Annotated in this window: 6 protein-coding genes and 3 rRNA genes; all 9 read right to left on the reverse strand. The window is 62.0% G+C overall.

Features of this window, described 5'->3' with window-relative positions:
* Window positions 1-6 precede the first annotated feature (6 nt).
* Complete coding sequence (locus ACZ9CK_RS16755; RefSeq protein WP_426300506.1) at window positions 7-1,983, reverse strand: NHL domain-containing thioredoxin family protein; 1,977 nt, start codon at window positions 1,981-1,983, stop codon at window positions 7-9.
* On the reverse strand, window positions 1,983-4,163 hold the full coding sequence (locus tag ACZ9CK_RS16760; RefSeq protein ID WP_476050530.1) for a bifunctional copper resistance protein CopD/cytochrome c oxidase assembly protein: 2,181 nt from the start codon (window positions 4,161-4,163) through the stop codon (window positions 1,983-1,985). Before ACZ9CK_RS16760 ends, ACZ9CK_RS16755 begins: the two co-directional genes overlap by 1 nt.
* 129 nt (window positions 4,164-4,292) lie before the next feature.
* Complete coding sequence (locus tag ACZ9CK_RS16765) at window positions 4,293-4,577, reverse strand: HU family DNA-binding protein (RefSeq protein WP_070350644.1); 285 nt, start codon at window positions 4,575-4,577, stop codon at window positions 4,293-4,295.
* A 349-nt stretch (window positions 4,578-4,926) separates the two neighbouring features.
* A 5S ribosomal RNA gene (gene rrf / locus ACZ9CK_RS16770) occupies window positions 4,927-5,043 on the reverse strand.
* Between the two features lie 158 nt (window positions 5,044-5,201).
* Window positions 5,202-8,335: ribosomal RNA gene (locus tag ACZ9CK_RS16775) — 23S ribosomal RNA — on the reverse strand.
* Window positions 8,336-8,804: 469 nt separating this feature from the next.
* Window positions 8,805-10,329 (reverse strand): 16S ribosomal RNA (locus ACZ9CK_RS16780).
* The 16S, 23S and 5S rRNA genes sit together here, the layout of an rRNA operon.
* 636 nt (window positions 10,330-10,965) lie before the next feature.
* The gene (gene rpsN, locus ACZ9CK_RS16785) at window positions 10,966-11,271 is read right to left on the reverse strand and encodes a 30S ribosomal protein S14 (RefSeq protein WP_070348674.1); all 306 of its coding nucleotides are present in this window, start codon (window positions 11,269-11,271) and stop codon (window positions 10,966-10,968) included.
* Window positions 11,272-11,273: 2 nt separating this feature from the next.
* The gene (rpmG, locus tag ACZ9CK_RS16790) at window positions 11,274-11,444 is read right to left on the reverse strand and encodes a 50S ribosomal protein L33 (RefSeq protein ID WP_070348673.1); all 171 of its coding nucleotides are present in this window, start codon (window positions 11,442-11,444) and stop codon (window positions 11,274-11,276) included.
* On the reverse strand, window positions 11,444-11,680 hold the full coding sequence (gene rpmB / locus ACZ9CK_RS16795) for a 50S ribosomal protein L28 (protein WP_074591186.1): 237 nt from the start codon (window positions 11,678-11,680) through the stop codon (window positions 11,444-11,446). The genes rpmG and rpmB overlap by 1 nt, the downstream gene beginning before the upstream one ends.
* Window positions 11,681-12,279: the final 599 nt, after the last annotated feature.

The raw sequence follows: 12,279 nt of genomic DNA on the forward strand, positions 1-12,279 counted from the left end.
AGCCGCTCAGTCCATTCCGCGCAGGTCCAGCACCAGTTCGGTGTCGCCGTCGGCCTGCAGGACCACCGGGATGCCCCAGTCCTGCTGGTACAGGTGGCAGGCGGCGTGGTCCGGGATTTCGCCGTCCTCGGTCTCGGGGCCGTCACACGCAGCCGCACGGGCCGCGATGTGCAGGATGCCCTCGGCAACCTCGGAGGAGAGCTCCAGCGTGCGCTGCAGGCCCACGGAGGTGCCGCCACCGGAGACTAGCAGCTCGGGCGGGGTGGAGGAGATCTTCAGCTGCGTGGGATCGCCCCAACGGTCGTCCAGCTTCTGGCCGGTGGGCGCAGTGAAGCGCACCGTGAGTTCCAGGTTTCCAGGTGCCACCGGGCTCTTGGGCCGCTGGGTCTGCGAGGCGCCCTCGTCCACCTGCTGGGCTTCCTTGGGGATCGGGACCAGGACGAGCTGGTGCTTGTTGGACTCCACCACCACCAGGAGCGGCTCGCCGCCGTCGGGATGGACCACGACGACGTCGCTCGGCTCGGCAAGGCCGCGCGCCAGGGTGGACACCGACTTCGCCGCGGGGTCGTAGCGGCGCACGGCACCGTTGTAGGTGTCGGCGATGGCCACGGAGCCGTCGGGCAGGACGGTGACGCCCAGCGGGTGCTGCAGGCGGGCTTCGGATGCGGAACCGTCACGGAAGCCGAAGTCGAACAGGCCCTTGCCGATGGCGGATTCCACGGTCACGCCGGTTTCTCCCAGCACCAGCCGGCGCAGGGCGGAGGTTTCGGAGTCGGCCACCCAGATGTCGCCGGCGGCGTCAATGGACAGGCCGGACGGCTGGGCGAACCAGGCTTCCTCGGCGGGACCGTCCAGGAGCCCTTCGAGGCCCGAGCCGGCCAAGATGGAGACTTCCCCCGAGACCGGCTCGAAGGCGAAGATCTGGTGCGTGCCGGCCATGGCGATGACCACGCGCTGCAGCTTGTCGCTCCACACCACGTCCCACGGCGAGGACAGCGAAACGCCGGCGCCGAGGCCGAGCACGCCCACGTCCACGGCGTCGCCGGCGAAATCGGCAGGACCCTCGTGGTGCGCGGAGGAAGCCCATTCGGCGGCACCGGTGGCCGTCACCCGGGCGGGACCGGCGTCGAGCAGTCGCTGGATGCCGTTGCCGGCCACGGTCTGCACGTAACCGGAACTCAGGGTCACGCCGCGCAGGCGGTGGTTCACGGTGTCGGCCACGACGGCGTCGTAGCCGAGCTTCCAGGCGAGTTCGGCAGGCAGCACGGCCACGCCCTGCGGCTCGTTGAACTGGGCGAGCTCGGCCTGGCCGTCCAGGTACCCCTTGGTGCCGGAGCCGATCACACGCTCCACGGTTTCAAGGTCGGGGCGCAGTTCCACCAGGCGGTGGTGGCCGGAGTCGACCACCAGATAGTTGCCGTTCTCCAGCGCCGTGGCCTTGCCCGGGAAGCGCAGGGTGCCCGACGTCGGAACAGGCGCCACGTAGGGGCCGTCGCCGCGGTGCAGGGTGCCCTTGGCCTCGTGCTCGGCAACGAGTTCCTCAAGGAGGACGGCGAGGCCGCCGGAGTGCCCTTCGCCGGACAGGTGCGCCACGATGTAGCCCTCGGGGTCCAGGACCACCAGGGTCGGCCAAGCACGGGCCGTGTAGGCCTTCCACGTGGCAAGCTCCGGGTCGTCCAGCACGGGGTGGTGGATTTCGTAGCGTTCCACGGCAGCGGCGAGGGCCACGGGGTCGGCTTCGTGCTCGAACTTGGGCGAGTGCACGCCCACAGTCACCAGCACGTCCGAGTACTTCTCTTCGAGCGGGCGCAGCTCGTCCAACACGTGGAGGCAGTTGATGCAGCAGAACGTCCAGAAGTCCAGGAGCACGATCTTGCCGCGCAGGGCCTCCAGGTCCAGGTTCTTGCCGCCGGTGTTGAGCCAGCCGCGGCCCACCAGTTCGGAGGCCCGGACCCGCAATTGGGTGCGTACGGTTTCGCTCATCAGCGTCCTTCCAGCTTCGTGTCGGGTTCGACCTGTTTCGCAGGCCGGTGTCCAGGATCGTTTTGTGCAAGTTTGGCATCGCGGTCGGCGAGCCTGGCAAACATGTCGTTGTAAGCGTTCAGCTCGGCGTCGTTATTCCGCTCGGCCGCGCGGTCGGTGCGCCGGGTCTCGCGCTCGTCCGAGCGCGACCACATGACCGCGACGCCGATCGCCACCAGGAGCGTGGGCACTTCGCCGATCCCCCAGGCTACTGCGCCGCCCACCTGCTGGTCCGCGATCGCCGAGCCGCCCCAGGTGCGGCCGAGGTTGCCGAAGTAGTCCGCGGCGAGCAGGCCGGTACCGCCCATGATGGAAACGCCGAAGAAGGCATGGAAGCCCATCGTGGCCAGGAGCAGCAGCAGCCGCATCGGATACGGCGCGCGGCGCGGCAACGGATCGGTGCCGATCATGGTCAGCACGAAGATGTACCCGGTGAGCAGGAAGTGCAGGTTCATCAGTTCGTGGCCGACGTGTTCGCGCATGGCCCAACCGAAGGCGTCCGAATAGTAGAACAGCACGATCGATCCGGCGAAGTTCGCGGCGGCGAACAGCGGGTGCGTCACCAGCTGGGAGAACTTCGAGTGCACGAACACCAGCAGCCACTCACGCAGGCCGCGGGAGCCGTCGCCCCGGCTGCCTTCGCCGCGGGCGGGCAGCGCACGCAGCGCCAGCGTCACCGGCGAACCCAGCACCAGGAACAGCGGCGCCACCATCGTCAGGGCCATGTGGTCCACCATGTGTATCGAGAAGAGCACCATGCCGTACACGGCCAGCGGCCCGGAGGTGATGTAGGTCAGTGCTGCCAGGCCCAGGAGCCACACCACGGTTCGCAGCCAGGGCCAGGAGTCGCCGCGGCGGCGCAGCTTGGCCACGCCCAGGAGGTAGGCCACGGCGCCGAAGACCGCCACGGTCACCCAGATCCAGTCGAAACGCCATTCGCTGAACATGCGTTCGGGCGTCAGTTCCGGCGGCAGTTCATAGCCGGAGAGGATGAACGACGGCGACGCGTCCGGCGCGTAGGTGGTCGGTTCCGGCGGTGCCGAGCGGCCCAGCGCGACGGCGAGTCCCGACGTCGCGCCCATCACGAGCAGTTCGACGAGGACGAGTTGCCAGAGCACCCGCCTGACGGACATCCCGCCCCGGCCAAGCTGCGGAATGACCCAGCGGCGGTGCATGAGGCCGATGCCACCCAGGAGCAGTGTGGCGAAGGCCTTGGCCAGGATCAGCTGCCCGTAGGCCGAGCCGACGAGCTCCTCGAAGGTGGTGACCCGGATGCTCGCGTTGACGACGCCGGAGGCGAAAACCAGGAAGAAGGCGAAGCCTGCCAGGCTGGAGAAGCGGCGGAGCGTCTGTTCGGTGGCGTCCTTGCCGCCGGAGGCCTTGCTGCCCAGGATGCCCGAAAGCACCGCGAGCATGATGATGCCGCCCACCCAGCTGGAGACGCCCACCAGGTGCAGGCCGAGCGAGTTGATGGCGCCACCGTGGTCGCTGGAGCTTGAGGAGTGCCCGATCAGTGCGGTGGGCACCAGGCCGCCCAGCGCCAAGACGAGCGTGCAGGCAAGCCCCGCCAGGGAGCGGACGCCGAAGAGGATGGTCGTGACCACCGCGGCGATGATGGTGACCGCGAGCCAGGCCTTGCCGGTCTCGATGTCGGTCATGAAGTAGACGAGGGAACGGGTGAATTCGGCGTCGCCCGAGATGCCTTGGCCTGCGATGTCCGCATAGCTGAACACCAGCACGGCGACGGCGGAGAGGGTCCAGACGGCGCCCGCGGCCGCCGCGACGGCCAGTGCCCGGGTGAAGGCCGGGTGTTCGGGAGCCTCGGCGTCCTTGGCCCGGTGTCCGGGAAGGTGGCGCGGAAGGATTCCGACGGCGAAGATCAGGCCGCCCACTACGGTCGCGAGGGCGACGTTGTGGATCGCTTTGCTGATCGGAAGTCCCCAGCGGACCAGGGCCCCGGGATCGGAGACCTGGCGGGCCCCCGCGGCCCCCGAGAAGAGCAATGCCCCGGCCAGGGCAAGCAGGAGCACCGCAATGCCGGCCAGCTGCCACGGAAGGCCGATGCCTTGTGCCGTCCCCGTACCTGCCGCTGCATTGGGAGCGGGCCGGGGGGCTGTGGGGGAGGTTCTTGCTTGTGGCACCTATCCATTGTCCGCCAAGGCTGCCGAGGCCGCGAATCGGCCCTGGCAGCCGCGGCACGGGGATCTCATTAAATGCGGAAGGCGGCAGGCCGTTAGCCTGCCGCCTTCCGAGGCGTTCGCCGAAGTGTCTTACTTCTTGGCGACAGCTGCCTTCAGCTTGGAGCCGGCGGTCAGCTTGACGCTGTGGCCTGCTGCAATCTGGATGGTCTCGCCGGTCTGCGGGTTGCGGCCGGTGCGTGCGGCGCGGTCGGTGCGCTCGATGGCGAGCCAGCCCGGGATGGTGATCTTTTCGCCGGCGGCGACAGAAGCCTCGAAGACCTCGAAGAGGGCGTCGAGCACGCCGTTCACGGCAGCCTGGCTGGTGCCAGCCTTGCCAGCAACCTCTGCAACCAGTTCGCTACGGTTCTTAGCCATTGTTGTCCTCCTGGACTGTACGAGTCTGGAGCTCACGCGCGGTCTGCGCACGAGCCACTGTTCGAAAACTTACCAGCTTGGGCGGACACGGCCAGCAAATTCCGCGTGTTTCCGCGCCTTTTTGACCAAATTCACGGGATTTCCGGGGTTTTTCAGGGGTTCGGGGAGCCTGAACAGGCCGCCGGACCGGCCCGGCGGCGGCTTACGGGGCCGTCCGACGGCGCGGCGGGCGGGGAATGCCCGACGGCGGCGGCGTGCCTGTGTGCGGCAGTCACCCGTGCGCCTGTTTGTGGGTTAAATGCGGGAGGCCCCCGAAGGTGTTCTTCGGGGGCCTCGACCTGTAATGGTTGTCCGGCGGTGTCCTACTCTCCCACACCCTCCCGGGTGCAGTACCATCGGCGCTGTGGGTCTTAGCTTCCGGGTTCGGAATGGGACCGGGCGTTTCCCCCACGCTATGACCGCCGTAACCTTGTTACCCGTCCCCGCCCCGTGCGGGGCGGGTGGGAAGACTGTTGGTTACCAGGTGTTGCTGGTTGTATTCGGTTGTCCGGTGGTGTGCCGGTTTGGTTCCTGGGTTGTTGTCCGGGAACCACATAGTGGACGCGTAGCTTTTGATGTTTTTGTGTGGTGTAAGTTGTCGGCCTATTAGTACCGGTCGGCTTCGACAGTCGTTGGTCCTGTCTTCCACGTCCGGCCTATCAACCCAGTGGTCTGGCTGGGGGCCTCTCACACACGAGGTGCATGGAAATCTCATCTTGAAGCGAGCTTCCCGCTTAGATGCTTTCAGCGGTTATCCCATCCGAACGTAGCTAATCAGCGGTGCACTTGGCAGTACAACTGACACACCAGAGGTTCGTCCGTCCCGGTCCTCTCGTACTAAGGACAGCCCTTCTCAAATTTCCTGCGCGCGCAGCGGATAGGGACCGAACTGTCTCACGACGTTCTAAACCCAGCTCGCGTACCGCTTTAATGGGCGAACAGCCCAACCCTTGGGACCTACTCCAGCCCCAGGATGCGACGAGCCGACATCGAGGTGCCAAACCATGCCGTCGATATGGACTCTTGGGCAAGATCAGCCTGTTATCCCCGAGGTACCTTTTATCCGTTGAGCGACGGCCATTCCACAATGTACCGCCGGATCACTAGTCCCGACTTTCGTCCCTGCTTGAGATGTCTCTCTCACAGTCAAGCTCCCTTGTGCACTTACACTCGACACCTGATTGCCAACCAGGCTGAGGGAACCTTTGGGCGCCTCCGTTACTTTTTAGGAGGCAACCGCCCCAGTTAAACTACCCATCAGGCACTGTCCCTGACCCGGATCACGGGCCGAAGTTAGATGTCCAAAGTGACCAGAGTGGTATTTCAACGATGACTCCACCCGAACTGGCGTCCGGGCTTCACAGTCTCCCACCTATCCTACACAAGCCACTCCGAACACCAATACCAAACTATAGTAAAGGTCTCGGGGTCTTTCCGTCCTGCTGCGCGTAACGAGCATCTTTACTCGTACTGCAATTTCGCCGAGTTTATGGTTGAGACAGCGGGGAAGTCGTTACTCCATTCGTGCAGGTCGGAACTTACCCGACAAGGAATTTCGCTACCTTAGGATGGTTATAGTTACCACCGCCGTTTACTGGGGCTTGAATTCTCAGCTTCGCTCCGAAGAGCTAACCGGTCCTCTTAACCTTCCAGCACCGGGCAGGAGTCAGTCCGTATACATCGTCTTGCGACTTCGCACGGACCTGTGTTTTTAGTAAACAGTCGCTTCCCCCTGGTCTCTGCGGCCCTTGCCCGCTCCACCCAGCAAGTGGGTCTCACGGTCCGGGCCCCCCTTCTCCCGAAGTTACGGGGGCATTTTGCCGAGTTCCTTAACCATAATTCTCTCGATCGCCTTGGTATTCTCTACCTGATCACCTGTGTCGGTTTGGGGTACGGGCAGCTGGAACCTCGCGCCGATGCTTTTCTAGGCAGCATAGGATCACCGGATCCCCCCATGCGGGGGTCCCATCAGATCTCAGCCTGCATGTTCCACGGATTTGCCTATGGAACGGCCTACGTCCTTAGACCGGGGCAACCATCGCCCGGCCCGGCTACCTTCCTGCGTCACACCTGTTAATACGCTTACCTCCCGGGATCAGGTCCCGCGCTCCACCAAAACCCACACACCCAAAGGGTGATAGGGCAGGTTTCGGGCGGTTAGTATCCCCCGCTTGGTATGGGCGGTTCTTCGCCGGTACGGGAATATCAACCCGTTGTCCATCGACTACGCCTGTCGGCCTCGCCTTAGGTCCCGACTTACCCAGGGCAGATTAGCTTGACCCTGGAACCCTTGATCATTCGGCGGACGGGTTTCTCACCCGTCTTTCGCTACTCATGCCTGCATTCTCACTCGTGTAGGCTCCACCACTGGTTCACACCGCAGCTTCACCGCCCACACGACGCTCCCCTACCCATCCACACCCCTGAACCACGAAGGCTAGGAACATGTGTGAATGCCACAACTTCGGCGGTGTACTTGAGCCCCGCTACATTGTCGGCGCGGAATCACTTGACCAGTGAGCTATTACGCACTCTTTCAAGGGTGGCTGCTTCTAAGCCAACCTCCTGGTTGTCTAAGCAACTCCACATCCTTTCCCACTTAGCACACGCTTAGGGGCCTTAGTTGGTGGTCTGGGCTGTTTCCCTCTCGACTATGAAGCTTATCCCCCACAGTCTCACTGCTGCGCTCTCACTTACCGGCATTCGGAGTTTGGCTGACGTCAGTAACCTTGTAGGGCCCATCGGCCATCCAGTAGCTCTACCTCCGGCAAGAAACACGCAACGCTGCACCTAAATGCATTTCGGGGAGAACCAGCTATCACGGAGTTTGATTGGCCTTTCACCCCTACCCACAGCTCATCCCCTCCATTTTCAACTGAAGTGGGTTCGGTCCTCCACGACGTCTTACCGTCGCTTCAACCTGGCCATGGGTAGATCACTCCGCTTCGGGTCTAGATCACGCCACTACACTCGCCCTGTTCAGACTCGCTTTCGCTACGGCTACCCCACACGGGTTAACCTCGCGACGTAACACTAACTCGCAGGCTCATTCTTCAAAAGGCACGCCATCACAACAACAAGGCTGCTCTGACGGATTGTAAGCACACGGTTTCAGGTACTGTTTCACTCCCCTCCCGGGGTACTTTTCACCTTTCCCTCACGGTACTGGTCCGCTATCGGTCATCAGGAAGTATTTAGGCTTATCAGGTGGTCCTGACAGATTCACACGGGATTTCTCGGGCCCCGTGCTACTTGGGAACACTCACCAGGGCGGCACAACACATTACGGCTACGGGACTCACACCCTCTCCGGCCGGCCTTTCAAAACCGTTCGCCTATGCACGCACACACACCCCGCCGGTCCGGCAGAACCAGCACGCAACTGCCCCACAACCCCGCCCACGCAACGCCCGCCGGCTATCACACATGGGTCGGTTTAGCCTGATCCGCGTTCGCTCGCCACTACTAACGGAATCACTGTTGTTTTCTCTTCCTGCGGGTACTGAGATGTTTCACTTCCCCGCGTTCCCCCCACGCACCCTATATATTCAGGTACGGGTCACACAATCACCGAAAACGGCGTTGTGCGGGGTTTCCCCATTCGGACATCCTGGGATCACCGCTCGGTTATCAACTCCCCCAGGCTTATCGCAGATTCCTACGTCCTTCATCGGCTCCTGATGCCAAGGCATCCACCGTGTGCCCTTAAAAACTTGACCACACAGATCAAAAAACTTCTAAACAAAATTGCTTACAAGATGCTCGCGTCCACTATGTAGTTCTCAAACAACAACCCCAACCCCCACACCCCACACACACAAACCATGCGCATGATCGGCAAGGACAGGAAAACCAGAAACCCCAGAACACCCCACAAAAGGGGCGCCCCTGACGGGCCCGGCAACTCATCGTTGCAGGTCCTGTTGCCTCAGGACCCAACAGTGCACCAAACACAACCCACGACAGTCCGCACCCCGCAGCGTTCCCAACACCCACACCCCAAAAGGGCACAGACACCGTACTAACCACAGGACACAACCACCAAGGCCATGCCAAAACCAGTTTGATTCGTTGATATTCCACCCATGAGCACCCACCGCAGAACAGACGCCTGCGCAATGGGCTGTACTCCTGACCCCCGGACGGCGACCATGCAGCCACCACCACAAAAGGGCAGTTGCTCCTTAGAAAGGAGGTGATCCAGCCGCACCTTCCGGTACGGCTACCTTGTTACGACTTAGTCCCAATCGCCGGTCCCACCTTCGACGGCTCCCTCCCACAAGGGGTTAGGCCACCGGCTTCGGGTGTTACCAACTTTCGTGACTTGACGGGCGGTGTGTACAAGGCCCGGGAACGTATTCACCGCAGCGTTGCTGATCTGCGATTACTAGCGACTCCGACTTCATGGGGTCGAGTTGCAGACCCCAATCCGAACTGAGACCGGCTTTTTGGGATTAGCTCCACCTCACAGTATCGCAACCCATTGTACCGGCCATTGTAGCATGCGTGAAGCCCAAGACATAAGGGGCATGATGATTTGACGTCGTCCCCACCTTCCTCCGAGTTGACCCCGGCAGTCTCCCATGAGTCCCCGGCATAACCCGCTGGCAACATGGAACGAGGGTTGCGCTCGTTGCGGGACTTAACCCAACATCTCACGACACGAGCTGACGACAACCATGCACCACCTGTGAACCAGCCCCGAAGGGAAGCCCTGTTTCCAGGGCGGTCCGGTCCATGTCAAGCCTTGGTAAGGTTCTTCGCGTTGCATCGAATTAATCCGCATGCTCCGCCGCTTGTGCGGGCCCCCGTCAATTCCTTTGAGTTTTAGCCTTGCGGCCGTACTCCCCAGGCGGGGCACTTAATGCGTTAGCTACGGCGCGGAAAACGTGGAATGTCCCCCACACCTAGTGCCCAACGTTTACGGCATGGACTACCAGGGTATCTAATCCTGTTCGCTCCCCATGCTTTCGCTCCTCAGCGTCAGTTAATGCCCAGAGACCTGCCTTCGCCATCGGTGTTCCTCCTGATATCTGCGCATTTCACCGCTACACCAGGAATTCCAGTCTCCCCTACATCACTCTAGTCTGCCCGTACCCACTGCAGAACCGGAGTTGAGCCCCGGTCTTTCACAGCAGACGCGACAAACCGCCTACGAGCTCTTTACGCCCAATAATTCCGGATAACGCTTGCGCCCTACGTATTACCGCGGCTGCTGGCACGTAGTTAGCCGGCGCTTCTTCTGCAGGTACCGTCACTTTCGCTTCTTCCCTACTGAAAGAGGTTTACAACCCGAAGGCCGTCATCCCTCACGCGGCGTCGCTGCATCAGGCTTGCGCCCATTGTGCAATATTCCCCACTGCTGCCTCCCGTAGGAGTCTGGGCCGTGTCTCAGTCCCAGTGTGGCCGGTCACCCTCTCAGGCCGGCTACCCGTCATCGCCTTGGTAGGCCATTACCCCACCAACAAGCTGATAGGCCGCGAGTCCATCCAAAACCACAAAAAGCTTTCCACCCCCCACCATGCGGTGAAAGGTCATATCCGGTATTAGACCCAGTTTCCCAGGCTTATCCCAGAGTCAAGGGCAGGTTACTCACGTGTTACTCACCCGTTCGCCACTAATCCCCGGTGCAAGCACCGGATCATCGTTCGACTTGCATGTGTTAAGCACGCCGCCAGCGTTCATCCTGAGCCAGGATCAAACTCTCCGTTGAAGTAAAACAAAAACAGACACAACACACCCAGGCCGGAAAAAGACCCGGACACGCTGCACAAAATTTGAAACCAGCTAAAAACCAGACCATCCACAGGGGCGGACAGCCCGGCAAATAACCAATTCATAAAAAATCGGTATCAACAAACTTGGCACACTATTGAGTTCTCAAACAACAGACACACCCGGCACCACCCAAACCAAACATTCAGGATCGCTCCGGAGCAACTTTTCAAACTTACCAGACCGGCACTCCCGCCGCAACTTCCGGATTCGGAAACCATACGGGACAAACCAGTCAGGAACTCCCGGAGCCGCACCCGGACGCGGTAAAGCGAACCAGTAATTGGCTTCCGTTTGAAAGGGAGTCTGTCGCAATTTTTCCGCTTCAGCGGCGGCGACTCAGAAAACATTACACGCCCCGACGGCACCCGCGCAAATCAGCACGGCGCGGGTCCCGTAGCCGCAGAATCCCGTGGAAATCGAGGTCCGGGCTTCCGCCGAACCGGCAACGGGCGCCGGAATCAGCACCGTGAAGCCGCTCACATCCCCGGCAGAAGGCGCCCTGGAACGCAGAAGGGCCGGCAACCAAACGGTTGCCGGCCCTTCTCAAGGTGCTGAAATCAGCGATCCTGGATTACCAGGAAGACTTGGTGATGCCCGGGAGTTCGCCCTTGTGTGCCATGTCGCGGAAGCGGACACGGGAGATGCCGAACTTCTGGAAGGTACCGCGCGGGCGGCCGTCGATCACGTCGCGGTTGCGGACGCGGATCGGGGAGGCGTTGCGGGGCAGCTTCTGCAGGCCGAGGCGTGCCTCTTCGCGTGCTTCGTCAGTCGCGTTGGGGTCAACCAGGGTCTTCTTGAGTTCGAGACGCTTGGCGGCGTAGCGCTCAACGATGACCTTGCGCTGCTCGTTGCGAGCAATCTTGGACTTCTTAGCCATGTTTAGCGCTCCTCTCGGAATTCGACGTGCTGGCGGATCTTCGGGTCGTACTTCTTCAGGACCAGGCGGTCCGGGTCGTTACGACGGTTCTTCCGAGTCACGTAGGTGTAGCCGGTGCCCGCAGTGGACTTCAGCTTGATGATCGGACGTACGTCCTTGTCCTTCTTTGCCATTAGAGCTTCACCCCACGAGCAAGGATTTCGGCGACGACTGCGTCGATGCCGCGAACGTCGATGGTCTTAATGCCCTTGGCCGACACAGTCAGCGTGACATTGCGGCGCAGGGACGGAACCCAGTAGCGCTTCTTCTGGATGTTCGGGTCGAACCGGCGCTTGTTGCGGCGGTGCGAGTGCGAAATGCTGTGTCCAAAGCCCGGCTCGGCTCCGGTCACCTGGCAGTGTGCTGCCATGTCGACTCTCCTCAAAGTTTGGAAATAACGGCCTGCAGAATTTCCTGCCTGCCGTGCGGTCAGTGACGTCCGACGCCGGTCCACTATGTTTTCGGTAGTTCCCGCAGCACCAAGGACCGGTTGAAAACCAGTGCTGGATTGCCGCTGCGGCGAAGGAGTGGGCCCGGAAACTGGTTCCGGGATACCGGGCGGATGGAGGAACGAAGCAACTTGAGCCCCTAACTACCGGCCACCGGATCTCCCGCCGTTCCCGACAGTCACCGCCAACCGGAGCAATTGCACACGCTCCGCGCCACCTAGCGCCTAATAAGTCTAGGTGCTACGTGAAATTAAGACCAATCCGGTGTATACGGGCCTGCCGCGGCAAGGCTATTCACGGGCCTCCGGACCCGCCCCGCAAAGGCCATAAGTGACATCAAGCCCCTACACAGCAAAACGAAAGGCTCCGGCCGGCTCGATGCCGAAGGCACCTTCCCGCCCGAGCGCCCGGATAGTCCTTGACCTGTCGGGCATCGTCAGGGCCCAAGCAATCATGAAGGCCGGAACCGTGCTGCTGGCGCCCGGCCTGCAGGATTGGTGCCTCAACGCCGGCGACATCC

It is taken from the genome of Arthrobacter sp. TE26545, assembly GCF_056279005.1.

Bases quoted from the DNA above. Each gene is read 5' to 3' on its own strand.
- ACZ9CK_RS16755 (WP_426300506.1), bottom strand. From the start codon at position 1,983: ATGAGCGAAACCGTACGCACCCAATTGCGGGTCCGGGCCTCCGAACTG.
- ACZ9CK_RS16765 (WP_070350644.1), bottom strand. From the start codon at position 4,577: ATGGCTAAGAACCGTAGCGAACTGGTTGCAGAGGTTGCTGGCAAGGCT.
- rpsN (WP_070348674.1), bottom strand. From the start codon at position 11,271: ATGGCTAAGAAGTCCAAGATTGCTCGCAACGAGCAGCGCAAGGTCATC.
- rpmG (WP_070348673.1), bottom strand. From the start codon at position 11,444: ATGGCAAAGAAGGACAAGGACGTACGTCCGATCATCAAGCTGAAGTCC.
- rpmB (WP_074591186.1), bottom strand. From the start codon at position 11,680: ATGGCAGCACACTGCCAGGTGACCGGAGCCGAGCCGGGCTTTGGACAC.